20 protein-coding genes are annotated in these 24,195 nt (G+C 63.2%); 10 read left to right on the top strand and 10 right to left on the bottom strand.

Features of this window, described 5'->3' with window-relative positions:
* Window positions 1-22: 22 nt before the first annotated feature.
* From U0004_RS23325 to U0004_RS23305, 5 genes are all read right to left on the bottom strand, one after another.
* Window positions 23-718: a response regulator transcription factor gene (locus U0004_RS23325; RefSeq protein ID WP_070260427.1), complete on the bottom strand. Its 696-nt coding sequence runs from the start codon at window positions 716-718 to the stop codon at window positions 23-25.
* Window positions 715-2,382, bottom strand: a complete 1,668-nt coding sequence (locus tag U0004_RS23320; RefSeq protein ID WP_167468692.1) for a sensor histidine kinase — start codon at window positions 2,380-2,382, stop codon at window positions 715-717. Before U0004_RS23320 ends, U0004_RS23325 begins: the two co-directional genes overlap by 4 nt.
* Window positions 2,383-2,532: 150 nt before the next feature.
* On the bottom strand, window positions 2,533-3,504 hold the full coding sequence (locus U0004_RS23315) for a sensor domain-containing diguanylate cyclase (protein WP_070260482.1): 972 nt from the start codon (window positions 3,502-3,504) through the stop codon (window positions 2,533-2,535).
* 5 nt (window positions 3,505-3,509) lie between these two features.
* A complete protein-coding gene (locus tag U0004_RS23310) occupies window positions 3,510-4,136 on the bottom strand; it encodes a chemotaxis protein CheC (protein WP_034786994.1) in 627 nt (208 codons plus the stop codon).
* 2 nt (window positions 4,137-4,138) lie between these two features.
* A complete protein-coding gene (locus tag U0004_RS23305; protein ID WP_070260423.1) occupies window positions 4,139-4,507 on the bottom strand; it encodes a response regulator in 369 nt (122 codons plus the stop codon).
* Between the two features lie 206 nt (window positions 4,508-4,713).
* Here U0004_RS23305 and rpiA point away from each other — a divergent pair, with 206 nt between their 5' ends.
* On the top strand, window positions 4,714-5,391 hold the full coding sequence (gene rpiA / locus U0004_RS23300) for a ribose-5-phosphate isomerase RpiA (protein ID WP_034786987.1): 678 nt from the start codon (window positions 4,714-4,716) through the stop codon (window positions 5,389-5,391).
* 32 nt (window positions 5,392-5,423) lie between these two features.
* On the opposite strand, the gene U0004_RS23295 is transcribed toward rpiA, so the two are convergent.
* Together U0004_RS23295 and U0004_RS23290 are read right to left on the bottom strand one after the other, a co-directional pair.
* Entirely contained in the window at window positions 5,424-5,993 is a 570-nt protein-coding gene (locus U0004_RS23295; RefSeq protein ID WP_327076263.1) for a DUF6622 family protein, read from the bottom strand.
* Window positions 5,994-6,136: 143 nt separating this feature from the next.
* Window positions 6,137-6,409, bottom strand: a complete 273-nt coding sequence (locus U0004_RS23290) for an oxidative damage protection protein (RefSeq protein WP_034750797.1) — start codon at window positions 6,407-6,409, stop codon at window positions 6,137-6,139.
* A gap of 219 nt (window positions 6,410-6,628) precedes the next feature.
* Between U0004_RS23290 and kdsA the strand changes: the two genes are divergently transcribed.
* Entirely contained in the window at window positions 6,629-7,474 is an 846-nt protein-coding gene (kdsA, locus tag U0004_RS23285; RefSeq protein ID WP_070260419.1) for a 3-deoxy-8-phosphooctulonate synthase, read from the top strand.
* A gap of 45 nt (window positions 7,475-7,519) precedes the next feature.
* On the opposite strand, the gene argA is transcribed toward kdsA, so the two are convergent.
* Window positions 7,520-8,830, bottom strand: a complete 1,311-nt coding sequence (gene argA, locus U0004_RS23280; protein WP_046685875.1) for an amino-acid N-acetyltransferase — start codon at window positions 8,828-8,830, stop codon at window positions 7,520-7,522.
* Window positions 8,831-8,886: 56 nt separating this feature from the next.
* On the opposite strand from argA, the gene hrpA reads away from it, so the two are divergent.
* Window positions 8,887-13,110 carry an ATP-dependent RNA helicase HrpA gene (hrpA, locus tag U0004_RS23275; protein ID WP_070260417.1) on the top strand — a complete coding sequence of 1,408 codons (4,224 nt, stop codon included), beginning with the start codon at window positions 8,887-8,889 and terminating at the stop codon, window positions 13,108-13,110.
* A gap of 116 nt (window positions 13,111-13,226) precedes the next feature.
* On the opposite strand, the gene U0004_RS23270 is transcribed toward hrpA, so the two are convergent.
* A complete protein-coding gene (locus U0004_RS23270; RefSeq protein ID WP_070260415.1) occupies window positions 13,227-13,832 on the bottom strand; it encodes a PRC-barrel domain-containing protein in 606 nt (201 codons plus the stop codon).
* Window positions 13,833-14,069: 237 nt separating this feature from the next.
* On the opposite strand from U0004_RS23270, the gene U0004_RS23265 reads away from it, so the two are divergent.
* The 3 genes from U0004_RS23265 to U0004_RS23255 all read left to right on the top strand — a co-directional run bounded on the left by U0004_RS23265 (window position 14,070) and on the right by U0004_RS23255 (window position 18,910).
* Window positions 14,070-15,269, top strand: coding sequence for an extracellular catalytic domain type 1 short-chain-length polyhydroxyalkanoate depolymerase (locus tag U0004_RS23265; RefSeq protein ID WP_070260413.1), 1,200 nt, complete (start codon window positions 14,070-14,072; stop codon window positions 15,267-15,269).
* A gap of 309 nt (window positions 15,270-15,578) precedes the next feature.
* Window positions 15,579-16,793, top strand: a complete 1,215-nt coding sequence (locus U0004_RS23260) for an MFS transporter (protein WP_070260412.1) — start codon at window positions 15,579-15,581, stop codon at window positions 16,791-16,793.
* An 83-nt stretch (window positions 16,794-16,876) separates the two neighbouring features.
* Window positions 16,877-18,910 carry a GNAT family N-acetyltransferase gene (locus tag U0004_RS23255; RefSeq protein ID WP_070260410.1) on the top strand — a complete coding sequence of 678 codons (2,034 nt, stop codon included), beginning with the start codon at window positions 16,877-16,879 and terminating at the stop codon, window positions 18,908-18,910.
* A 52-nt stretch (window positions 18,911-18,962) separates the two neighbouring features.
* Here the strand turns inward: U0004_RS23255 and U0004_RS23250 are convergent, their stop codons facing one another.
* Entirely contained in the window at window positions 18,963-20,228 is a 1,266-nt protein-coding gene (locus U0004_RS23250; RefSeq protein WP_070260408.1) for a putative Na+/H+ antiporter, read from the bottom strand.
* 206 nt (window positions 20,229-20,434) lie between these two features.
* Here U0004_RS23250 and imuA point away from each other — a divergent pair, with 206 nt between their 5' ends.
* The 4 genes from imuA (at window position 20,435) to U0004_RS23230 (ending at window position 24,177) form a co-directional block, all read left to right on the top strand.
* Entirely contained in the window at window positions 20,435-21,145 is a 711-nt protein-coding gene (imuA, locus tag U0004_RS23245) for a translesion DNA synthesis-associated protein ImuA (protein WP_070260406.1), read from the top strand.
* Window positions 21,075-22,562: a Y-family DNA polymerase gene (locus U0004_RS23240; protein ID WP_070260404.1), complete on the top strand. Its 1,488-nt coding sequence runs from the start codon at window positions 21,075-21,077 to the stop codon at window positions 22,560-22,562. Before imuA ends, U0004_RS23240 begins: the two co-directional genes overlap by 71 nt.
* An 81-nt stretch (window positions 22,563-22,643) precedes the next feature.
* Window positions 22,644-23,348, top strand: a complete 705-nt coding sequence (locus U0004_RS23235) for a glutathione S-transferase N-terminal domain-containing protein (protein WP_070260403.1) — start codon at window positions 22,644-22,646, stop codon at window positions 23,346-23,348.
* 70 nt (window positions 23,349-23,418) lie between these two features.
* Window positions 23,419-24,177 carry an alpha/beta hydrolase family protein gene (locus tag U0004_RS23230; RefSeq protein ID WP_070260401.1) on the top strand — a complete coding sequence of 253 codons (759 nt, stop codon included), beginning with the start codon at window positions 23,419-23,421 and terminating at the stop codon, window positions 24,175-24,177.
* Window positions 24,178-24,195: the final 18 nt, after the last annotated feature.

Raw genomic sequence — 24,195 nt, 5'->3', positions numbered from 1 at the left:
GCTGGCGCTCAGGCAGGAGAGGTCAGGCGGCGGGCGGCAGTTCGCCCAGGCGGTGCTTGGTGGCGTAGGCGTACAGTTCCAGGCGGTTGTAGACGCCCAGCTTGCGGTAGATCGAGGTCAGGTGGTTGCGCAAGGTGTGTTCGGAGATGAACAATTGGTCTGCCAGCAGCTTGGCCGGCGTGCCGCTGCCGTGCACCAGGGCGGCAATGATTTTTCTTTCCTTGAGAGTCAGGCTGGCGACGGCGATCGCTTGCGCCGAGCTACCGCCGGGCTGGGTCAGCTGCGTCATCATGCGGCCTAGCATGGCTTGCTCCAGCCATAGTTCGCCATGGCTGACCTTTTCGATGGCTTTGAGCACCAGTTCCGGTGGTGCATCCTTGCTGATGATGCCGCGCGCGCCATGGAGCATGGCTTGCTCCATGACGGCCTGGTCGTGGCTGCCTGTCAGCACGAGGATGCGCGTATTGCCGTTTTGTAGCAACTGCGGAATGATGGCCAGCGAGCTGACGCCGCCCAGGTCCAGGTCCAGCACGATCACGTCGGGGCAGGTGATGGTCGCCTGCGCCAGCGTGCCGGCGCTGTCGCAGGCCGTGGCGACCACCTGCATGCCGGAATGTTCGCCGCCGATCAGCCGTTCCAGGCCCCACAGCATGGTCTTGTGGTCATCTACCAGCATGACGCGGATGGCGGTATGGGATGGGGGTTGGCGGTCATTCATATCGGAATCTCGATCTGCACGGAGGTGTTGCCCAAGGTGTTGTGCGTGACCCTGGCGCTGCCACCCAGCGCGGCGGCGCGTTCGGTCAGTGAGTCGGGCAGGAAATCAGGCACGTGCGCGGCCGCGCATTCATTCTCGATGCTGATGTGCAGCGCGCCCTGCACGCAGGTCAGCTTGACGGCGCCATGGCGCGCCGACGTATGCTTGCGGATATTGCTCATGCCTTCGTTGACGATCTGGAACACCTCGGCCGCCAGGCGGTCGTTGATGTGCAGGTCGCCTTCGATATGCAGGGCGATGTCGATGCCATAGAATTCGCGGATCTGCGTGGCCTGGCGGCGCAGCGCGACCAGCAGTTCCGGCTCGCTTTGTACCTGGCCATTCTTGAACGTGCGCGCGTAGCTGCGCAGGTCGGTGATCACCTGGCCCGACATGATGATCAGCTTTTCCAGTTCCGGCAGCAGCGGGTTGCCCGGCGTGGCTTCGTTGCGCAGGGCGGCCAGGCCGTGGCGCAAGCCGATATACGGCTGCACGGCCGTGTCATGCAGGTCGCGCGCGATCTTTTCGCGTTCGCGCGAGGCCGCCTGCGACGCCAGGCGGTCGAGCAGGTTGATGTTTTCAATGACGGGAAACGCCTGCGCGCCGATATGACTGAGGAAAAGGGCGTCGGTCTTGCTCAGGCTGGAAGTGGAAACGATGTAGAGGCGCCCTGTTCCATTGCGCAAAGGCAAGGGGGCGCTGATGAAGGAGTGCGCTTCGAGCAGCTCGGCCAGGCTGGCGCCGGCCGTATCGTCATGTCGCGGCCAGCGCCCGCTGTCCGCGTCCAGCGTACGCACGCCGCCTGTCCACGGCAGCCAGCTGGCCAGGGGACGGTTGTAGAGCACGATCTTTTCGGGCGGGAAGGCCAGCAGGGGGCTGGCCGCCTCATCGCTGAGGATGGCGCTGGTCGTGACCAACTCCGTGCCCGTATGCACGGCACTGCGCAGTGACCAGTGCGGTGCCCCCTTGTCCTGCATCGCCAGCAGGCAGCTGCGGGCATGGAAATAGCTGCGCGTTTTTTCCAGCACCGAGGTGATGGTCTGGTCGACGCCGAAGCGGGGATTCGACAGCTGGCTGACATCGCGCAGCAGGGCCAGGTGGCTGCGCTGCGTGATGGCCGAGCCGCCCCAGTAGGCGATCATGTAGCCGAGTGCCAGCAGGAAGGTGGTGCGCAGCAGCAGGCGCGACAGTTCAGCATCCGTTTCGCCGAACAGGGCGGTGGCGGCGAACAGGCCGGCCGAGGCCAGGGTGATGCGCGCGCCTTCCTCGAAGCCCCGTTGGAACGACGAGGTCAGGATGGCAAAGAAGAAAAACAGGAAGAACAGGTTGTTGTGGCTGCTGCTGGAAAATACGATCAGCCCATACCAGGCCACGTCCAGCCAGTACAACAAGATGTCCTGGGGCAGGCTGAAGCCCAGCAGTGCCAGCACGTAGAGCAGCAGGCTGTGCACGGTGTAGGCGGAAAAGATCAGCCAGGTGATCTTGCTCATTTTGCCGGCGCTTTCGGGGTCGATGAACAGGGTCAGCAAGGTGGCGCTCGATAGCAGCAGGCGCATGCCGTTCACCATGGTCGTATCCATGCCGGCACCCGGCAAGCCTGATCTGAGGGGAGGATCGAGATTCACAAGCGCTCCTGGCCATGTCCCGCATGGTGGGGCCATGCGCAGGGATAGATACCACAGATAAATTCTTGTTATTGTTGCTGCAAGCAATGACGAGTCTACGCACACGCCGTAAAGATGTCTACAGGAATCCTTTGTCCTGCGTTGCTTTTTTTATAGCGACTGCACCATCACGCGGTTGCGCCCGGCGCCCTTGGCCAGGTACAGGGCGCGGTCGGCCGCGCCGATCAGGGCAGGGATGGCCAGCGGCTGCTGCGGCTGCTGCGTGGCGATGCCGATACTCACTGTGATGTGCTTGACGTCATTGCCCGTCTTGGCATGCGGAATGCGCAGCTCGGCCGCGTGCTGGCGGATCGCCTCGGCCATGCGCAGCGCCTGCGCCGCGTCCGTGTCGGGCAGGATGGCGGCAAACTCTTCGCCGCCATAGCGGGCCAGCAGGTCGGTGGGGCGCTGCAGCATGGCGGCCAGTTCGGCTGCCACGCGGATCAGGCAATCGTCTCCCTGCTGGTGGCCGTAATGGTCGTTGTAATCCTTGAAATGGTCGATATCGATCATCAGCAGCGACAGCGGGCTGCTGGTGCGCATGGCGCGCCGCATTTCCTTCTCGATCGCCACGTCGAAATGGCGGCGGTTGGCGATGCCCGTCAAGCCGTCGGAAAAGGTTTGCGAGCGCAAGACCATGGTCTGTTCGCGCAGCAGCTTTTCGCGCCCCACGGCGATGGTGACATCATTGATCTGGATCAGGCAATGGCGTGGCGAGCCGGGCAGGTTGATCGGCGTGACGGCGATGGCTTGCTGCATGCGTTCCTCGCCGTCGCTGCCGCCCGTGGCCGAGCCATGCGTGTACAGCGCAAACGGCGCCTTGTGCAGGGTTTGCGACAGCAGCGACTGGAAATTGTCGCGCAGTGCCTGGGTGATGGCCGAATCCATGCGCTTGTGCCGCAGTTCCGGAAAGACGGCGAAGAAATCCTGGCCCAGCACGGCGTCGGCCTGGCAGGCCGAGTGGCGCGCCATCCACTTATTCCACAGCACGATGCGATGCTGCTCATCGAGCACGATGGCGCCCAGGTTGACGGCGCCGAGTATGCTCTCGAGCAGGGCGAGTCGGTGCAAGGCATCCGGCATGATCGTCACGCCTGTCCCAGCACCTTGGCCAGGTAGCGGCTGACTTGCTGTTTCAGGTCGTGCAAGGCGGACAGGTCGAGCACGAATGCTACATAACCGTGGATCTGGTGCTTGGACAGCACGAAGTCGATATGCAGCATCAGCACGACGGCTTCGTCATCCTGGCCGCCGAACGAGGAGAGGATTTCCGCGCTGGTGCCCACGTGGTACAGGGGCAGCGAGCCATGCAGTTCGCTGTCGAACAGGTTGGCCAACGTCCCGACGCAGGAATTGAGGATGATGTTGCCGATCTCACTCATCGCTTCCTGTTCCATCTCCGTCAGTTCCTGCAGCGGCATGGCGTCGCCCACCATCAGGCGCACGATTTCCAGGCTTTTGTCCTCGGGAAACATCAGGATGGCTTCGGTGGCGAAAGCGCCATCGTAATGCTGGCTGACGCCGCAGATGCGTTCGCCATCCTTCTTGCTGCCGAGCAAGGCTGCCGCGTCGGCACGGTTCAGGAAGGTGATCGACGGCACCGACATGGTGACTTCTTCATTCACGATCTCGCTCATGGCCGCCGCCGCATGGCCCACCCCGATGTTGAATATCTCTACCAGGGCGTCGTTCTCGAGTTCGGAAAGATTGACCATGCTCACAGTCCCAGTGATTCGATCAACTGGTGGATGCGCGTTTCCGTGATCGGTTTTTCCATGAAGCCGACTTTCATTTCGCTGGCGCGGTTGCGGGTGGCGTTCTGCACATTGGCCGTGACGAGAATGATGTGCGTCTGCGGGCACAGCACGCGCAATTGTTCTGCCGCCGCCATGCCGCCCATGCCGGGCATGTTGACATCCAGTAGTATCAGCACAGGGTTGACGGTCTTGACTTTTTCCAGGGCTTCCTCACCCGTCGCCGCCTCAATCACTTGCCAGTCGGCATGTTTGCTGAGGATGAATTGATGCGACATCAAACGTGAAACCCGGCTGTCATCGACAACAAGTACCTGTTTACTGTGATTCATGTGCTATTCCTGAAACGTCATATCGGACTATCGTGCCATTTTCGCATATTTTAGAGGGCATAGAGTGTATTTGGGTGCGCGATTGCCCTAGGGCAAAGTTTTCCCGCTTGCCTGTTGTATTGAGTCGCATCGCCGGGCATGCTGGCCGGCTGGCCAGGCTGGCAATCCGTTAAAATAGCGCCATTCCTCACTTTAGCCTGAATGCCATGACCCAAGACGAATTGAAGCAAGCCGTAGCCCGCGCCGCCATCGACTACGTAGTAAAAGGTGAAATCATCGGCGTCGGCACCGGTTCCACCGCCAATTTTTTCATCGATGAACTGGCCAAGATCAAGGACACCATCAAGGGCACGGTCGCCTCGTCCGAAGCGACGGCCGCGCGCCTGGCTGGCCATGGCATTCCCGTCTTCGACCTGAACGATGTCGAGTCGATCGCCGTCTACATCGACGGCGCCGATGAAATCACGGCCAGCGGCGCCATGATCAAGGGTGGCGGCGCGGCATTGACGCGTGAAAAGATCGTTGCTTCTGTCGCGAAACAGTTCGTCTGCATCGCCGACGGCTCCAAGCTGGTGGAAACCCTGGGCGCCTTCCCGCTGCCGGTGGAAGTGGTGCCGATGGCCCGCGCTGCCGTATCGCGCCAGCTGGCTGCGCTGGGCGGCACGCCCCGCCTGCGCCTGAAGGCAGGTACTACCGAAGCGTTCATTACGGATAACGGCGGCGAAATCATCGACGTGCTGGGCTTGAAAATTGCCGACCCGGTGGCGCTGGAACAGCAGATCAATCAGATCGTCGGCGTCATTGCCGTTGGCCTGTTCGCCGTGCGCGGCGCGAATGTCTGCCTGCTGGGCATGCCGGAAGGCGTGCGTACCCTGGCGTACTAAGATGATAGCCGGCGTTCGCCGGCATAGATGTTTTAAACGGCGGCCCCTTGCGGGCCGCTTGTCATTTGCGCTTCGCGGTACACGGCCACGGTGCGCAGCAAGCCGCCGAGGAAGATGCCGCTGAAGCAGCCATAGGCGAGGCAGACAGGCACCATGAAGCTGGTCGCATGGGCATAGGTCGGCGCGATGGCCAGGGTCACGGCGACCGCATATTTCATGCAGAAAATGCTCATCATCAAGATCAACGGCACCCAGCTGCCGGGACGCTGCACGCTGCCGCGCTGGGGAATGGCCACGATGGTGGCTGTCCTGGTCAGCGACCATGCCAGCGCCGCGCCAGCCAGCGCGCCGGCGCCCCAGGCGAACGGCGCCACGCCGGCCAGGCCGAAACTGCCGTACACGCCGCTCAGGGACAGGGCCAGCATGACCAGGGGAATGATGCACAGCTTGCGCAAGCTCACTTCGCGTGCCCGGCTGGCCAGCACGCCGCGGTAGACGAGAAAGCCCAGGATGGCCCAGACGTAGAGGGGAGTGTGGCTGAAGATTTGCTGCAACATGGTGTCCGCCTTGGTGTGAGGTTGTCGATGGACGTACTGTGCCAGCCGGCGGCGGGGGCGGCGAGCCGTGTGCGACGAAACGGGAAAGGGCAGCCGTGAAACAGCGTCAGGCGGCGTGAAAGGGAAAGGGGAGAATCAAGGGGAAACTGCCCGCGGCGCGGTGGCCACGGGCGGGAATACGGAAAAACTTACTCGGTCGGCGGGACATAGCCCATGGCCGCATCGGCGCCATCGCCGAAGAAATGTTTTTCCATCTGCGTGGCCAGGTATTTGCGGGCGCGCGCGTCGGCCAGGTTCAGCCGGTTTTCATTGACCAGCATGGTCTGGTGCTTGAGCCAGGCTGCCCAGGCTTCTTTCGACACGGATTCGTAAATCTTCTTGCCCAGTTCGCCCGGGTACGGCGGGAAATCCAGTCCTTCGGCTTCCTTGTTGAGTTTGATGCAGTGGATCGTGCGGGCCATCTGTGCTCCTGAATCAGTGTAGAGATAAAGCGTGATTATAAGGCACTTTGCGCCAGCCCTCGCGGGGCCGTCGCGGCCTGGCGACACGCCGTTTGCCGCGCCCTTGCGCTGGATCAAATTTGATCTGCGCCGCCCTAGCTAGTAAGATGCCTTATCGCGCCAGCCGCTGGCTGCGCCCCTTCCAACCAAGTAGTAGTAATTAACCAAGATGGAATCCCTATGACCTCAGTGAAAGTCCATGGCATCGATGTCAGCAATACCGGCAGCTTCGCGCTGTTTGGCGGCATCAACGTGCTCGAATCGCGCGATCTCGCCATGCGCGCCTGCGAAGAATATGTGCGCGTGACGCAAAAACTGGGTATTCCATATGTGTTCAAGGCCAGCTTCGACAAGGCCAACCGCTCGTCGATCCATTCCTACCGCGGTCCGGGCCTGGAAGAGGGCATGCGCATCTTCCAGGACGTCAAGGCGGCGTTCGGCGTGCCCGTGATTACCGACGTGCATGAGCCATGGCAGGCGCAGCAGGTGGCCGAAGTTGTCGACGTGCTGCAATTGCCCGCCTTCCTGGCGCGCCAGACGGATCTCGTCGTGGCCCTGGCGAAAACGGGCAAAGTCATCAACATCAAGAAGCCGCAATTCCTCAGCCCTGGCCAGATGGCCAATATCGTCGAGAAATTCAAGGAAGCGGGCAACGATCAACTGATCCTGTGCGACCGCGGCACCTGCCTCGGCTACGACAACCTGGTGGTCGACATGCTGGGCTTTGGCGTGATGAAGAAAACCTGCGACGACTTGCCGATCATCTTCGACGTCACGCATGCGCTGCAGCAGCGCGATCCCGGTGGCGCCGCTTCGGGCGGCCGCCGCCAGCAAGTGGCGGACCTGGCCCGCGCCGGCCTGGCCGTCGGCATCGCCGGCCTGTTCCTGGAAGCCCATCCTGACCCCGACAACGCCCGCTGCGACGGCCCCAGCGCCTTGCCGCTGGATCAGCTGGAGCCATTCCTGACGCAATTGAAGGCGCTCGACGACCTGGTCAAGTCGTTTGCCCCATTGAATATCAAATAACGATCTGAATGTAAAAAAAGCCCGGCATGCCGGGCTTTTTCAGTTTTACAGTGTCTTGATGAGCACTTGGGATTTACGTTGCCAGTTATACATATGCTGGCGATCCTTCGGCAAATCGTCGACGGTGGCCGGCACGAAGCCGCGTTTCTTGAACCAGTGCGAGGTGCGCGTGGTCAGCACGAACAACTTGTTCAGGCCGGCGGCGCGCGCGCGGTTTTCCATGTGTTTCAGGATGCGCTCGCCGTCGCCCTGGGCTTGTACTTCCGGGTTGACCGTCAAACATGCCATTTCCGCCATTTTTTGCGCGGGGAACGGGTACAGGGCGGCGCAGCCGAAGATCACGCCATCATGCTCGATGACGGAGAAATAATCGATTTCGCGTTCGATCAGCTCGCGGCCCCGCTTCACCAAAGTACCGTCCGCTTCCAGCGGCTCGATCAGTTTGATGATGCCGCCCACGTCTTCGATGGTGGCCTGGCGCAGGCTTTCCAGGTTTTCATGGCTGATCATGGTGCCCACGCCATCGTGGGTAAACAATTCCAGCAGGGCAGAACCATCCATCGAGAACGGCACGATGTGCGAGCGCTCGACGCCGTTATGGCATGCCTTGACGCAATGTTTCAGGTAAAACGCCGTCGCGTCGGGCAGGAAGCCCGCCATCAGCACGGCTTCGGCCTGGTGCGACGACAGTTCGCGGATTTCCACGCCCGTGGCGTCTTCCATCATCGGCGTTTCGGTGATGAAAATCAGCTTGTCCGCGTGTAGGGCGATGGCGGCGCTGCACGCCACGTCTTCCATGGTGAGGTTGAATGCTTCGCCCGTCGGCGAGAAACCCAGCGGCGACAGCAGCACCAGGCCGTCCGAACCGAGGATGGAATGGATGGTTTCGGCGTCGACCTTGCGCGTGATGCCCGTCAGTTCCAGGTCCACGCCATCGATCACGCCCAGCGGGCGCGCCGTGATGAAGTTGCCGGAAATGATACGGATGGCCGCATGCGACATGGGTGTGTTCGGCAAGCCCTGGCTGAACGCGGCCTCGATATCGAGGCGCAGCTCGCCGGCGGCTTCCTTCGCGCATTCCAGCGCGGCGATATCCGTGATGCGCACGCCATTGTGGAAGCGGCCTTCGACGTTACGCAGGGCCAGTTGTTCCGCCACCTGCGGCCGCGAGCCGTAGACGACGGTGACATTGATGTCCAGCGCATGCAGCAGGGACAAATCATGGGCCAGCACCTGCAGCGCCCCGGCGCTGACGAGTTCACCGGGGAAGGCGACCACGAAGGTCTTGCCGCGAAAGGCGTGGATGTAGGGCGCGACTGAGCGCAGCCATTGGACGAATTGGGTAGGGTTTTCCATTAAGCGCATTATAATTCGCTGCGCGATGTGCGCGCTTAAAATACCTGTAAAAAACAATGTCTTCAGCCAGCAATAAGTCTTCCCCTCCTTCCAACGTTGCAAATGTGCCCGCCAGCGGGGATGTTTCCGCGCCTGCCGCCACGCCTGCGCAGGGCCGCCAGCGCCCGCCCGTGAGCCAGCAAAGGCAGCAGCCGCCGCGCGCGGAGCAGCAGAAACAGCAACAGCAGCAGCGATCGGGAGAGGGCAAGCCCCAGGCCGCGCGCCCGCCGCGCGAGGGGCAGGAAAGCCGCGAAGCCCGCGATGCGGCCCGCGCCGCGCGCGAGGCGGAAAAGGCTTTCCGCAATCCGCTGCCGCCGATTACGTATCCGGAAGACTTGCCCGTCTCGGGCCGGCGCGCGGAAATCGCCAAGGCCCTGATGGAAAACCAGGTGATCATCGTCTCGGGCGAGACGGGTTCCGGCAAGACGACCCAGTTGCCGAAGATTTGCCTGGAACTGGGACGCGGCCAGAAGGGCATGATCGGCCACACGCAGCCGCGGCGTATCGCCGCTTCCTCGACGGCCAAGCGCATTGCGCAGGAGCTTGGTACGCCGCTGGGCGAAACGGTGGGTTTCAAGGTCCGCTTTACCGATACCCTGAGCCGTGGCGCGTCCGTCAAGCTGATGACGGACGGTATCTTGCTGGCCGAGACGCAGACCGATCCGTTGTTGAAAAATTACGACACCATCATCATCGATGAGGCGCACGAACGCAGCCTGAACATCGATTTCCTGCTCGGTTATCTGAAACAGCTGTTGCCGCGCAGGCCGGACCTGAAAATCATCATCACGTCGGCCACCATCGATGCGGAACGCTTCTCGCGCCATTTCGGCACGCCGGAAAAACCGGCGCCCGTGATCGAAGTGTCGGGCCGTCTGTACCAGGTCGAAGTGCGCTACCGTCCCGTGGAGCGCGAGCAGGTGGCCATGCCTGGTTCGGGCGCGAACACCGACAAGCCGGGCCAGCGCACGGCCGCCGCGCGCGAAAAGCGCGACCTGATGGACGCCGTCGTCGATGGCGTGGAAGAACTGTGCCGCATCGGTTCGGGCGACGTGCTGGTGTTCTTGCCGGGCGAGCGCGAAATCCGCGACTGCGCCGAGGCGCTGCGCAAGCACCATCCGCCGCACGTGGAGATTTTGCCCCTGTTCGCCCGTTTGTCGGCTGAAGAGCAGGAACGCGTCTTTAAAACCAGCAACGCACGCCGCATCGTGCTGGCCACCAACGTGGCGGAAACCTCGCTGACGGTGCCCGGCATCCGTTACGTGGTCGATGCGGGCCTGGCCCGCGTGAAACGCTACAGCTATCGCAACAAGGTCGAGCAGCTGCAGGTCGAGCCGATCGCCCAGTCGGCCGCCAACCAGCGCGCCGGGCGTTGCGGCCGCGTCGCCGACGGCGTCTGCATCCGCCTGTACGAAGAGCAGGATTATCTGCTGCGGCCCAAATTCACGGAGCCGGAAATCCTGCGCTCCTCCTTGGCGGCCGTCATCCTGCGCATGAAATCGTTGCACCTGACGGACGTGGAAACCTTCCCCTTCATCGAGCCGCCGCTGGCGCGCGCGGTGGCCGACGGTTATCAGTTGCTGCAGGAACTCGGCGCCGTCGATGAAGTCAATAAACTCACGCCCTTGGGCAACAAGCTGGCCAAGCTGCCGCTGGACCCGCGCGTGGGCCGCATGATTCTGGCCGCGCTCGATAACGCGTGCCTGACGGAAGTGCTGATCGTCGCCTCGGCCCTGTCCGTGCAAGACCCGCGCGACCGTCCGATGGAACACCAGCAGGCGGCCGACGAGGCGCACAAGAAATTCGCCGATGAAAAGTCGGAATTCCTCAGCTACCTGAAAATCTGGCGCTGGTTCGAGTCCGCCATCGAGCACAAGAAAACCAACCGCCAGTTGCAGGATAATTGCCGCACGAATTTCCTGTCGCAGATGCGCTTGCGCGAATGGCGCGACGTGCATTCGCAGCTGCTGACCATCGTCAAGGAGCAGGGCTGGCGATTGAACGAAGCGCCGGCCACCTATGACAACCTGCATATGGCCTTGCTGACCGGCTTGCTGGGCAATATCGGCTTCAAGGGCGAAGACGAACCGGGCGCCGGCTACCTGGGGGCGCGCGGCATCAAGTTCCACATCTGGCCCGGTTCCTCGCTGTTGAAAAAGCCGGGCAAGTGGATCATGGCGGCCGAACTGGTCGACACGACGCGTTTGTACGCGCGCTGCGTGGCGCAGATCCAGCCCGAATGGCTGGAAAAAGTCGGCGTACACTTGCTGAAGAAATCCTGGGGTGAGCCGCGCTGGGAAAAACGCTCGGCGCAAGTGACGGCGTCCGAACGGGCTACTCTTTATGGCCTGGTGGTGTACAGCCAGCGGCGCATCAATTACGGCAATTTCAACTTGCCGGAAGCGCGCGAAATCTTCATCCGCGACGCCCTCGTGGGCGGCGACTTCGACACGCGCGCGCCGTTCTTTGCGCACAACCACAAGCTGATCAAGGATATCGAAAACCTGGAACACAAATCGCGCCGCCTGGACGTGCTGGTCGACGATGAACTGATCGCCGCCTTCTACGACAAGCTGCTGCCGGCGGACGTGTGCAATGGCGCCGGTTTCGAGAAATGGCACAAGGAAGCCACGCGCGAAAACCCGAAGCTGCTGTATTTGAACCGCGAAGAGCTGATGCGCCACGAGGCGGCCGGCGTGACGACGGACCTGTTCCCCAAGACCATGTCCGTGACGGGCCTGGAAATGGGTCTGACGTACCACTTCGAGCCGGGCAGCGTGCGCGATGGCGTGACCTTGAGCGTGCCGCTGTATGCCTTGAACCAGTTGCCGCGCGAGCGCTGCGAATGGCTGGTGCCGGGCATGCTGAAGGAAAAAGTGCATCTGCTGCTCAAATCCCTGCCGCAAAAGCTGCGCCGCCACTGCGTGCCGCTGCCCGATTACGCGGCCAAATTCTGCGAGCGCGTGCATGAGGCGGGCGTGTTTGGCCGCGGTGATTTGATCGACGCCATCATCTTGGATATCCGCACGCAGATCACGATCAATGTGCTGACGACGGACTTCAAGCCGGAAACCCTGCCGGCCCATCACTTCATGAATTTCAAGGTGATCGACGAGCATGGCCGCCAGCTCGACATGGGCCGCAACCTGGCCACTTTGCAGGCGGAATTCGGCGGCCAGGCGCGCCAGAGTTTCCAGAAGCTGGCCGAAGTGTCGGGCGTTGCCGGCACGGGCACGCCCGGTGCCAAGGTGGCGGGCGCGCAAGTGGCATCGCGGCTGCAGGCGCAAGCCCAGGGCGCCGCCGCCAACGCGGCAGCAGGCAAGGGCGGCGCGCCGGCAAAGGGAGTGGCTGCCGCTGCAGCGCCGGCGTCCCCGAATGCCACCGTCTCGCAGCACATGGGCTTGACGGGCTGGACTTTTGGCGAGTTGCCGGAGTTGCTCGAAATCGTGCAGGGCAAGCTGACCCTGATCGGCTTCCCCGCCCTGGTCGACAAGGGTACGCATTGCGACCTGGAAGTGTTCGATGATCCGACCGTAGCCGCCCGCACGCACAAGGTGGGTTTGCGCCGATTGTTCGCGCTGCAAATGAAGGAACAGATCAAGTACGTCGAGAAAAGCATCCCCGGTCTTCAGCAGATGGGCATGCAATTCATGGCCCTCGGTTCGCAGGAAGAGTTGCGCGAGCAAATCATCAACAAGGCGCTCGACATCGCTTGCCTGCAAGATCCGCTGCCGCTGGACGCCGCCTCGTTTGCCAAGCGCCAGGCGGAGGGCAAGTCGCGCCTCGTCTTGCTGGTCAATGAAATCGCCCGTTTGCTGTCGCAAGTGCTGACGGAATTCCACGGCTTGCCCAAGCGCCTGCAGAATATTCCCGCAGCGGCAGCCGCCGATATCCAGTCGCAGCTGCAAGGCCTCGTGCATAAGCGTTTCCTGACGGAAAACGAGTACACGCAGCTGGCGCATTTCCCCCGCTATCTGAAGGCGATCAACGTGCGCCTGGAAAAGCTGCGCGCCGACCCCGCGCGCGACACCAAGTTGATGGCCGAATGGCAATCGGCCGCCGCGCCGTATCTGCGTCAGGCCAAGGACCGCCAGGCCGGCAAGAATACGGACCCGAAACTGGTCGACTTCCGCTGGATGCTGGAAGAGCTGCGCGTGTCGCTGTTTGCGCAGGAGTTGCGCACGCCGATGCCTGTTTCTGCCAAGCGTTTGCAGAAAGTGTGGGAGTCGATGCAGCGGTAGGTCGGATTAGCGGGGCAAAGCCACGCGTAATCCGACAACATCGTTGGCGCGACCGGTGGTGCCGTGTCAACGGTGTTAACGGTGTCGCTGGTGGTGTCGGATTACGCGGCTAGCCGCTAATCCGACCTACCCGACCTATGTTTATCGAACTCATCATCGCCGAGCGCCGAACGCGAGCCCAGGTCGCCCTGGCTGCTGGCCGTGCCAGCGCGGCTGCCGCTCATGGAGGTGCCGGTCAGGCTGCCTTCGCTGCCCGATTGCAGACTGGCGCCGCTGCGCAGGTCGCTGCCGGATGGCGTGCGGCTGCCTGCCATGGCGCTGCTGCCGTAGCGCATGCCGCTGCCATAGAACGCTTCCATCTGCTGGTTCCAGGCATCGCTGCCCATGTCGGGCCAGTTGTTCTTGTCGAAACCGGGAGCCTCTTTCAGCAAGTCTTTGTCCACGTTGAGCAGAAAGCGCTTGTTGACGGTGTCCAGGGTCAGGCGTTCCCAGGGCACGGCAAACAGCTTGTCGCCCATGCCCAGCATGCCGCCGAAGGACAGCACGGCATAGGCGATCTGGCCGGTGCGCATGTCGAGCATGATTTCCTTGATGTCGCCCAGTTCCTCGTCGTTGTGATTGTAGACATCGTCGCCGAGCAGGGTGTCAGCTCCCATCAGGGCCGGCCCCGGGCCGTCGTGGTTGCGGTACATGCCCAGGATGTCGCGGTCCAGATAGCTCATGGTGTTTTCTCCTCGTGAAGTGCTGATCGAACATCCAGATTACGCATGCGCACCAAGTCGCGCTTGATCTGCCTCAATGGTGCCAGCGGCACTTTTATCGGTGTGCAAGCGTACGGTGTGGTCAGCCAATTGCGGTACTCTATGCGTTCTAAAGAGGAGGCCGCACATGCTGACGATGCAACGATGCAGTGGGATGAACTTGCGGTACGCTCCACCACGACATGGGCGCCGCTTGCCATGGTAAAGCCCGCCACCAAATGGCTGCGCGGGTTATTGCGCGCCGGTAAGGCGCAGCAGCGCACGGCGACCAAGCTGGCCAAGGTGCTGTTCGGGCCCGTGCCGGCCAAGCCCACGCCTAAATCTAAACCTAAGCCCCGCAGCAAACCCGTGGCCAAGACCAGGCCGACGCCGCGCGCCAGGCCCGCCAGCGACGCCGTGCCCTCGCTGGCGCCCTTTGCCACGCCCCTGTCGCCCCCGCGCGTGCGCAAGCGAACGCCGCCCCCGCCAGGCAAGTGGCTGGCCGCCCACTATGCGCCATTGCCGGAACTGGGACAGTTGCCGGGCCGGCGCCTGCCCTATTTCCTGTACTTGCCCGAGAAGGCGCCCAGCGCCGCCATGCGCAGCCGTGGCCGGCCGCTGCTGGTGATGCTGCACGGCTGCGAGCAGAGCGCCACGCAGTTTGCCGAAGGCACGCGCATGAACCGCCTGGCCGAACGCAAGGGTTATGCCGTGCTGTATCCGCAGCAATCGCTGCGCTCGCATGCGCGCCGCTGCTGGAAGTGGTACGACAAGCTGACGCAGGAGGGCGGCGGCGACGTGCGCCTGATCGTCGGCGCCATCGAGCAGGTGGCGGCCCGCTATGCGATCGACCGCGTGCGCATCTATATCTGCGGCATTTCCGCCGGCGCCGGCATGGCGCATATCGTGGCCTTGAACCATCCCCATCTGTTCGCCGCGCTGGGCCTGCATTCCGGGCCCGTGTTTGGCGCCGGGCATAACCTGATCGGCGCGCTGGGCGTGATGCAGCATGGCGCTGCCGCCCGTGCCGACGCGGCCATCGATGAAGTGCTGGCGCGCCAGCCCGCGTTTCCCGGCCTGCCCACCATCCTGCTGCAAGGACTGGCCGACAAGGTGGTGCGGCCCATCAACCAGACGCAGCTGGTCCGCCAGAGCGTGCGCGTGAACCGCTTGCCGTTTGATACCGTGGTGACGGCGCAGCGTCTGCCTGGCGGCGCGGCGGGCGGACGCAATCCGGCCCATGCGTATGCGCTGCACGACTATCAGGTGGGCAAGGATGTGCTGCTGCGCGTGGCGCAGGTCGAGCACCTCGAGCACGCGTGGAGCGGCGGCGATGCCAGCTTGCCGTTCAACGACAAGGCCAAGCCCGACGCCAGCAGGATGCTGCTCGATTTCTTCGCCAGCCACCGCCGCCGGTAAGCCAGCGTGCCTGCGCGCCGCAACGGCGCGCAGGCACTGGTACGCATCGTTCTTCCATTCCCCCTCAGGGCCGCTGCCGCGCGCCGGGGCGCTGGCCGCGCCCATTTCAGCACAGATTCCACATGCCGCAGCACCATCGAGTTTATTTAATTGGTATTGCTGCGGTATTTAAAAATCACAAAAACAGGCGCTAAAAATACGAACTGGTATACAATTGGTACACGTTTTCAGTGTGAAACCGTGTCCACCGTCCCATGCCCCGACGGCGGGCACGCACTGACGGCAGCCACCCACGTTACGGAACGCGCCATGTCCATCAAGTCCAAGCAGTTGCTGTGGTTTTTTGCGTTTTTTCTCGTCTTTGAACTGAATATTTATCTGTCCAATGACATGATCATGCCGGCGATGCTGGGCATCGTCGAGGAGTTCCAGGCGGAGAAAAAGTTCGTCCCCCTGTCCCTGAGCCTGTATCTGCTGGGCGGCAGTTCCCTGCAGATTTTCCTGGGGCCATTGGCCGACTGCATCGGCAAGCGCAAGCTGGTGCTCACGGGTAATGCCTTGTTCCTGCTGGCCACCTTGGCCGTGCCATTTGCCGCGTCGATCGAGCAATTTCTCGCCGCGCGTTTCATCCAGGGCATGGGCTGCTGCTTCATCTTCGTCGGCTATGCCATGATCCATGAACTGTTCGATGACATGGCTGCCGTCAAGCTGAGCAGCATCCTGTCGAGCACCACCATCCTCGCGCCCCTGGCCGGCCCCATCCTCGGCAGCGCCATCATCAGCCGGCTGGACTGGCGCTACGTCTTTTTCCTCTCCGGCCTGCTGGCGCTGCTGTCCTTGCTGGGCCTGTTCAAGACCATGCCGCGCGCGGCCCCCAGGGTCACGCGCCTGGACCTTGCCGCCATCGTGCGCAGCTACGCGGCCATTTTCAGCAACAAGCGCTTCATGTTCGGCATGTTTACGGCCGGGCTGGCCACCGTGCCCCTGACGGCCTGGATCGGCTTTTCGCCCATCTTCGTGCTGCAGGAAATGGGCGCCTCCTACGCCACGTATATCGCCCTGCAATGCGTGATTTTGTCGGGCTTTGTCCTCAGCAGCATCGCCATCCAGCGCCTGCGCCAGGATTTCCCCCTCGTGCATCTGCTGCGCTTGGGCGGGCTGGTCGCGGCCGCCGGCATGCTGGGCGCCGGCGCGGGCCGCCATCACGTCGACGTGTTCGCCGCCTGCATGTTTGTCTATTCCATCGGCTTCGGCCTGTTCAATGGCGCCCTGATACGCAGCGCGATTACGGCCAGCAAGGAATCGGTGACCTTGACGACGGCTGCCATGAGCTTGTTGTACTGCATTTATCTGTCCGCCTGGCTGCAGCTCTATAACGTGCTGTGCCAGCGTTTCGGCTATGCGCTGGAAACGTATGCGCTGCTCAATATCCCCGTCATCGTGGTCATCGCCGCCTGCCTGCTGCTGTTTACGCGGGGCATGGCGGGGCGCCGGGAAAGCGAGGTGCTGCTCGCCCGGCACTGATGGCGCAGCGATGCGCATGTTGTCGACCTTGTTTTACCTCCTGCGAAGTTTATTGACACTCTCCTGCGGAAAATGGTGCGCCCATGAAAATAGATGACCTGGCCTCGAAACACGATCAAGCAAAGATTTTCAACCTGGAATACGAGTTCCGCATCAACCGGCTGAAACTCGATTACATCACCCTGGCCGATGTCCGGCCGGCCGGCAGCGACCTGGAACAACTGGCCGTGGAGCACCAGGCGGGCATCGCGGCCCTGCGCAGCTTCGTCGCCCTGAACTTCAACCATTTCAATGCAGCAAGCTGCTCGTCGCTGAGCTGCATCCCCACGCGCGCGCTCGGCGACGACGAGCGCTACCTGCACCGCATCTGGATGGGCGGACCGTTGCCGGCCATCGCAGCCGAAGCGATCCAGCAGTGGGGCGCGGCGCTGGAAGCGGTGCGGCACAACGGCGGCGCGCCGTACGTCTCCATCCTGTGGGTGTGGGATGCGCAGCAGCTGCGCAATGACGAGCGCTTCAGCCCCACGGGCGGCGCCGGGCGCTACACGATAGGCCGCTACGCCATAGGCGGCACGACCCTGCATATCAATTCGCTGCGCGCGCTGGCGCTGGATTTCGCGCCGGCCCGCTTCGGCGTACTCGATACCCTGCATATGCAGCGCTACTTCGCCACCTTGTCCGATTATTTCCGCATCCTCATCATGTGCGAATACGGCGGCATGTATATGGATGTCGATACGATCCCGCACAATCCGGCGACGATTTTCCTGATGAAGCCGGAAGTGCCCGATTATTTCCAGCGCAAGGATGGCGACAGCGAAGAGCGCCAGCATGTCAGCTGGATGAATCTGTTTCTCGATGAAACGGGCATGCTGATCGCCAAGAAGAACGATGCCGCGCTGCGTGTGATCCAGCGCAATGTGAACATCGCCTATGCGGGTATCGATGCGCGGATTCCTCGTTCCTGCCCGCAATTCGAGGCGCAGCTGTTTGGCCAGTTCTATGCCGAATGGAAGAAAAACCTGGGCGTGACCCTGCTCAGCCATGCCGAGTTCTACCAGCGCTATTGCGTGCTGTATGACGGTGCGCGGGAAGCGGTGGCGGGCGGCATCCGGGGCATGCGCTTGCTGGACGATATCATTACCGACGTGCACATTCCCCTCAGTGACGAGGAACGGCGCGCGTATGCGCGCTGCGTCGCCAGGCTCGACGAAATCGGCTGGCAGCTCGACGATCCTTTGAGCCTGCCCGACATCGTCGATGTGTTCGATATCGAGGAAGTGCCGCGCATGGCGTATGCGGCCCAGCTGCGGGCGGACATCGACCACTTTCACTATTACTCGGTGCTGTCGGACGACCCGCAGCTCGATCGCGTGAATGGCGTCTTTTGCCGCTACCTGCTGGCCCACCGTTCGCGGCATATTGCCGCTGGCGATTTCTGGCGCCCGACCGTGGGCCGCCACGGCAGTCGCATGCCGGTCGCCAGCGATGCCGTCCCGTCCGGCGACGAGACGCAGGCGGGCCTGCTGTCGCATGCGCCGCTCAAGCTGGTGCCGGGTGAACTGCTGGGCGATGAGACGAGGAACCGCATGGCGAAACTGCTGTTTGCCACCAGCTATCTCGAATACTGCTCGTTCGGCAATAAACTCAATCTGCAGTTCGTCGAATTGCAGCGGCGGCAGAATATCGACCCGTATCTGCAGCACATCCACGGCCTGCATGACGAAGACGGGCGTTTCATCGGCTTCTTCACGGCCGCCACGATGGCCGAGTTCCAGGCTTGCGGCGCCGTCTCGTATTACCGGGACGACATGAAGGCGCTCGACGATGCGTATGACGCATTCGTGCTCGCGCATGCGCGCACCGACGACTGTTTCGTCAGCAGCCTGGCCATCGACGAGAAATACCGGGGGCAGGGCCTGTTCCGGCAGATGTTCCATGAAATCCGCGACCTGGCCAGCCGCAAGGGCTGTGCGCGCATCACCTTGACGGTATGGGAAAAAAGCGAAGCGCTGCAAGTGTATCTGCACAAGGGTTTTCGCAGCGTGGGCACGTTCGACTATGCCTACAGCCTGTTCTATGACCGGCTGCATTTCCTCGTGTATGAAGGAAACTGAAGAGGGAAATTGCAGGCAGCAGGGGCGGCCGGCAGCCGCCCCGTGATGAGGCTTACAGGGCCAGGAAGGCCAGGCCCGCCACGGCCGTCGGCAGCAGGGCGCCGGCCAGCAAACCGACGGCGCCGATCGATTCATCCTTGAAGCCGCGGCGCAGCAGGGCCACGCCGGCCGGGTTCGGCGCATTGGCGATGACGGTCAGGCCGCCGCCGGCCACGGCGCCGGCCATCAGCATGTATTTCGCTTCGTCCGTCATGCCGACGATCAGCGAACCGAGGTAAGTGAGGGCCGCATTGTCGGTAATGGCTGTCAAGCCCAGGGCGCCGAAGAACAGGGCCAGCGGTTTCAGGCTGGAAACGATGGGCTGCAGCCACCATTGCTGCATGCCGCCCAGTACCACCAGGCCGCCGAGGAAGAAGCCGACCAATAAACCCTCTTTCAGGATCAGCGGGCTTTGATAGCGCTCATACGCCTGCACGAAGCCGAGGAAGAACAGGAACAGGCCGATGAACAGCACGGGATGGTGCGCCAGGGCGACGACGCCGGCCAGCACGATCATGTGCACCAGGCTGACGGCCAGCGGCACTTTTGGCGCTTCGACTTCACCGGCCTTCGGCTTGATGTCGGAGGTGTTGCTGTGCAGGTATTTGCGCAGCAAAATGCTCACGCCCGTGGCGTTGACGAGGACGGCGATGGCCGCCTTCCAGCCGAAATGGCTAGCCATGTAGGCGCTATCCCAGTTCCACGTGGTGGCCACCATCAGCACGGGCGGCGCCGCGTACGAGGTGAGCGTGCCGCCGATGGAAACGTTGACGAACAGCACGCCCAGCGCGCCGTATTTCAGCCATTCAGGGATGCCCGGGCGGAAGATTTGCGGTGCCAGCATCAGCGCGGCCAGGGTCATGGCGGCCGGTTCCGTGATCAACGAACCCGTCAGGGGCACAAGCGCCAGGCCCAGCCAGACGAGGGCCAGTTCCGTGCGCAGCGGCATCACGCGCGCCACGCCTTTCAACAGGCGCTGCACGGCGTCGAGCACGGGGCGCGAGGCAGCCACGACCATGACGACAAAGACGAACAGCGGCTCCGTGTAATGGCGCGACTCGGCATACTCGATGGCAGCATCGCCGCCCGAGACAAAGGCCATGATGATGATCAAGATGAAGGCCCAGAAGCCGAACACGACTTCCACTTCGCCCAGCAAGTGCAGCAGGCCCGCATGGCGGGGGTGGCGCCGCGACAAGGTTTCAAACGACTTGGCGGCAAAGGTGTGGATGAGCGCAAGCCCGAAGACGATGGCGCTGATGATTTGGATGGTGGTCAAATGCGTTTCCTTATGGACGGAGGAGGCCGACTGGTACGTTGCCAGACGGTAAGGAGAGTGCTTATGGTACAGCAATCGATGTGAAAAACGGTGTTTTTCGGACGTGGCGGGACGTCCCCCGGGGAGCTGCGGCGCAGATAAGCCTTGCCAAATGCGGGGCTGGATAGTACTGTATATGCATACAGTATTTATCTTTATATACAATTATGCAACATTACCAATTGATGGCCTCGCCGGAAGCCTTGCACCCGTCCCTGTGGCGCGCATCGCAGCTGGGGCAGGGCGCCACGCGCTGCCTGGATACGGGCTTTGCCGCCCTGTCCGCGCAGTTGCCCGGCGGCGGCTGGCCCAGCGGCAACCTCATCGATCTGCTGGTGCAGCAGCCGGGCAGCGGCGAATTGCGGCTGCTGGCGCCCGCGCTGGCGCAACTGCCGGGCTTGCCCATCGTGCTGCTGCAACCGCCCCATCCGCCGCAGGCGCTGGCCTTGGCCGCGCAGGGGCTGGCGCCGTCGCAATTGCTGTGGTTAAAGAGCGCCAGCAGCAAGGATGCCTTGTGGGCGGCGGAAAACATCTTGCGCAGCGGTAGTTGCGGCGCCTTGCTGTTCTGGCAGCCGCATGTGCGCGCCGACAGCCTGCGCCGGCTGCACCTGGCCGCGCAGTCCGGCAACACCCTGTTTTGCATGCTGCGCCCGCTGCACGGCGCGCAGGATGCGTCGCCGGCGCCGCTGCGCCTGTCCGTGCGCCCGGCCGCCGGCGGCATCGAGATTGGCTTCATCAAGCGCCGGGGACCGCAGCGCGACGCGCCCCTGTTCCTGCCCCTGCAACCTCCTTCATTACTGCTACGCCATGCGACTCTGGATCGGCCTGTGCCTGCCCCGGCTCCCGCTCGAAGTGTTTTGCCCGCGCTGGTCGGTTGACAGCCTCGGCGTGGTGCTGGAGCAGGAGCAAGTGATGGCCGTGTCGCCGCTGGCGCGGGCGGCCGGCATCCGGCCGGGCATGCGCCGCGCCGGTGCGCTGATGCTGGCGCCGCAGGCGCGCCTGCACGAGCGCTCGCCCGAGCTGGAAGCGCAGGCGCTGCAGGCGGTGGCGCTGGCGCTGCTGCAATATTCGCCGCTGGTGGCGCAGGGCGAGGAAGCGACCCTGCTCGTCGATGCGGGCGCCAGCCTGCGCCTGTTCGGCGGCGTGCGCGCCCTGTGCCGGCACATCGCGGCCAGCTTGCGCGCGCTCGGCTACACGGCCCGGCTGTCGTGCGCCCCCACGGCGCGCGGCGCCTGGCTGATGGCGCGCGCCGCTACGCGCCGGGGCCGCACATTGAGCATGGCCAGCCTGGTGCGCCGCCTCGACCGCCTGCCGTGCGCCTTGCTGCCGCCGGCGCGCCCCTATCTGGAATGGCTGGACGGCATCGGCTGCCGCACCCTGGGGCAGCTGCGCCACTTGCCCCGGCCCGGCTTGCAGCGCCGCTGCGGCGGGGCCTTGCTCGACATGCTCGACGATGCGCATGGCCACGGCACGGAACTGTACCTGTGGCTCGAAGCGCCGCCCACGTTCCGCGCCAGCCTGGAATTGTTCGACCGCGTGGAGCACGCCGACGCGCTGCTGTTCGGAGCGCGCCGGCTGCTGCAGCAAATGACGGGCTGGCTGTGCGCGCGGCAATTTGCCGTCGAGCGCATCCAATTGTTGCTGGCGCACGAGCGGGGCCGGGTGGCGCGTGCGCCCACCGTCATCGACCTGGCGCTGGGCGAGGCCGTCTGGCGCGACGAGCACCTGGTGCGCCTGCTCAAGGAACGCCTGGCGCAGCTGGTGCTGGACGCGCCCGTGATCGGCCTCACGCTGGAAGCGCTGCAGGTGCAGCCGATGGCGCCGCCCAGCGACACCCTGTTCCCCGAGCCGGGCGGCACGCCGCAAGAGCGCCAGCGCTTGATGGAATTGCTGGTGGCGCGCCTGGGCACGGACAATGTCTTGCAAGCCGCGCCGCGCGCCGATTACCGTCCCGAGGCGGCCAACCAGTGGCTGCCGCTGTCCGTCAAGCCTGGCGCCAAGAACGCGGTGCCGGACTTGCCGCCGGGCTTGCCCGGCATGCCCCGTCCCGGCTGGCTGCTGGCCCAGCCCATCACCCTCCTGATGCGCGAGCACCGGCCCTTCTATGGCTCGCCCCTGAAAATGGTCTCTGTCGCCGAGCGCATCGAAGCGGGCTGGTGGGGCCAGTCACAGGCGCGCGATTACTTCATCGCCGAAGGCCTCGACCATGCCCACTACTGGGTCTACCGTGAACGCATCGCCGGCAGCGGAGAAGATGCCGCGCCGCGCTGGTTCTTGCATGGCTTGTTTGGCTGAATGCGCTGTCCTGCTGAAACTGCCATGCTTGGCTATACTGGCTGCCCGGCGCCGCATCTTTAATTGAAATGAAGGATATCCATGACACAGCTTTCCGACTTCCCCATCACCCAAAAATGGCCTGCCCGGCATCCCGAGCGCCTGCAACTGTACTCGCTGCCGACGCCGAACGGCATCAAGGTTTCGATCCTGCTGGAAGAACTGGGCCTGGCGTACGAGCCGCACCTGGTCAGCTTTGAGCAGAATGACCAGCTGTCGCCCGCCTTCCTGTCCCTCAATCCGAACAACAAGATTCCCGCCATCCTCGACCCGGACGGTCCCGATGGCAAGCCGCTGGCCCTGTTCGAGTCGGGCGCCATCCTGCTGTACCTGGCCGAAAAGACGGGCAAGTTCATCCCCCAGGACGCAGGCCTGCGCTATGAAACGATACAGTGGCTGATGTTCCAGATGGGCGGTATCGGCCCCATGTTTGGCCAGGTGGGCTTCTTCCATAAATTCGCCGGCAAGGATTACGAGGACAAGCGGCCGCTGGAACGCTATATCGGCGAGGCCAAGCGCCTGCTGGGCGTGCTCGAGCAGCGCCTGCAGGGCCGCGACTGGATCATGGGTAGCCAGTACACGATTGCCGACATCGCCATCTTCCCGTGGGTGCGCTGCCTGGTGGGTTTCTATGGTGCGGGCGACCTCGTCGGCTTTGGCAATTTCCCGCATGTGCAGCGCGCGCTGGACGCGTTTCTGGCCAGGCCAGCCGTTGCCAAAGGAGTCAATATTCCCAAGCGGGATTAAAGCAGGAAGTGGCCGGGCGGCGCTACAATGCGCCATCGGCCGCCCTGCGCGGCAGCTTTGATCTGAGACAATGAAATCCACCCGGCAAGATTTTCCCGGCGCGCACGGCCATGTGCTGGCGGCGCGCCTCGATGCGCCCGACGGCGCCATCCGCGCGTATGCGCTGTTCGCCCACTGTTTTACCTGCGGCAAGGATGTGCTGGCCGCGCGGCGCATCGCGCAAGGTCTCACGGAACACGGCATCGCCGTGCTGCGCTTCGACTTCACGGGACTGGGCGCCAGCGAGGGCGAGTTTGCCGCCACCAATTTCTCGTCGAACGTCGACGACCTGGTCGCCGCCGCGGATTTTCTGCGGGCAAAACACGCCGCGCCGCAATTGCTGATCGGCCATAGCCTGGGCGGCGCGGCCGTGCTGGCCGCTGCCGCGCAAGTGCCGGAAGCGACCGCCATCGCCACCCTGGCCGCACCCAGCACGCCCGCCTACGTGACGCGCATGTTCAGCGACCACCTGGAGCAAATCGCCGCCGAAGGCGAAGCGCTGGTGCAGCTGGAAGGGCGGCCTTTCCGCATCCGCCAGCAATTCGTCGACGACGCGGGCAGCCACAGCCTCAAGACCCACATCACCGGCCTGCGCCGTGCCCTGCTGGTGATGCACGCGCCGAACGACACGACGGTGAGCCTGTCGAACGCGATGGAGATCTTTACGGCCGCCAAGCACCCGAAAAGTTTCGTTTCGCTCGACGATGCCGACCATCTGTTGACGGGACGCGATGATGCCGCCTATGTCGCCAACGTCATCGCTGCGTGGAGTGCGCGTTATTTGAACTAAGCTGAACTAATCTGTCGC

It is taken from the genome of Janthinobacterium lividum (assembly GCF_034424625.1).
Taxonomy (GTDB): Bacteria; Pseudomonadota; Gammaproteobacteria; order Burkholderiales; family Burkholderiaceae_D; genus Janthinobacterium; species Janthinobacterium lividum.
The sequence above is the reverse complement of the archived record's forward strand: the minus strand, read 5'-3'. Positions and strand labels throughout refer to the sequence as shown.

What these genes read in the sequence shown, in the direction of transcription:
- U0004_RS23325 (WP_070260427.1), bottom strand. Translation starts at nt 718, where the DNA reads ATGAATGACCGCCAACCCCCATCCCATACCGCCATCCGCGTCATGCTG.
- argA (WP_046685875.1), bottom strand. Translation starts at nt 8,830, where the DNA reads ATGGAAAACCCTACCCAATTCGTCCAATGGCTGCGCTCAGTCGCGCCC.
- U0004_RS23315 (WP_070260482.1), bottom strand. Translation starts at nt 3,504, where the DNA reads ATGCCGGATGCCTTGCACCGACTCGCCCTGCTCGAGAGCATACTCGGC.
- U0004_RS23265 (WP_070260413.1), top strand. Translation starts at nt 14,070, where the DNA reads ATGGTAAAGCCCGCCACCAAATGGCTGCGCGGGTTATTGCGCGCCGGT.
- U0004_RS23310 (WP_034786994.1), bottom strand. Translation starts at nt 4,136, where the DNA reads ATGGTCAATCTTTCCGAACTCGAGAACGACGCCCTGGTAGAGATATTC.
- U0004_RS23235 (WP_070260403.1), top strand. Translation starts at nt 22,644, where the DNA reads ATGACACAGCTTTCCGACTTCCCCATCACCCAAAAATGGCCTGCCCGG.
- hrpA (WP_070260417.1), top strand. Translation starts at nt 8,887, where the DNA reads ATGTCTTCAGCCAGCAATAAGTCTTCCCCTCCTTCCAACGTTGCAAAT.
- U0004_RS23240 (WP_070260404.1), top strand. Translation starts at nt 21,075, where the DNA reads ATGCGACTCTGGATCGGCCTGTGCCTGCCCCGGCTCCCGCTCGAAGTG.
- U0004_RS23230 (WP_070260401.1), top strand. Translation starts at nt 23,419, where the DNA reads ATGAAATCCACCCGGCAAGATTTTCCCGGCGCGCACGGCCATGTGCTG.
- imuA (WP_070260406.1), top strand. Translation starts at nt 20,435, where the DNA reads ATGCAACATTACCAATTGATGGCCTCGCCGGAAGCCTTGCACCCGTCC.
- U0004_RS23260 (WP_070260412.1), top strand. Translation starts at nt 15,579, where the DNA reads ATGTCCATCAAGTCCAAGCAGTTGCTGTGGTTTTTTGCGTTTTTTCTC.
- U0004_RS23270 (WP_070260415.1), bottom strand. Translation starts at nt 13,832, where the DNA reads ATGAGCTATCTGGACCGCGACATCCTGGGCATGTACCGCAACCACGAC.
- U0004_RS23290 (WP_034750797.1), bottom strand. Translation starts at nt 6,409, where the DNA reads ATGGCCCGCACGATCCACTGCATCAAACTCAACAAGGAAGCCGAAGGA.
- kdsA (WP_070260419.1), top strand. Translation starts at nt 6,629, where the DNA reads ATGACCTCAGTGAAAGTCCATGGCATCGATGTCAGCAATACCGGCAGC.
- U0004_RS23305 (WP_070260423.1), bottom strand. Translation starts at nt 4,507, where the DNA reads ATGAATCACAGTAAACAGGTACTTGTTGTCGATGACAGCCGGGTTTCA.
- U0004_RS23255 (WP_070260410.1), top strand. Translation starts at nt 16,877, where the DNA reads ATGAAAATAGATGACCTGGCCTCGAAACACGATCAAGCAAAGATTTTC.
- rpiA (WP_034786987.1), top strand. Translation starts at nt 4,714, where the DNA reads ATGACCCAAGACGAATTGAAGCAAGCCGTAGCCCGCGCCGCCATCGAC.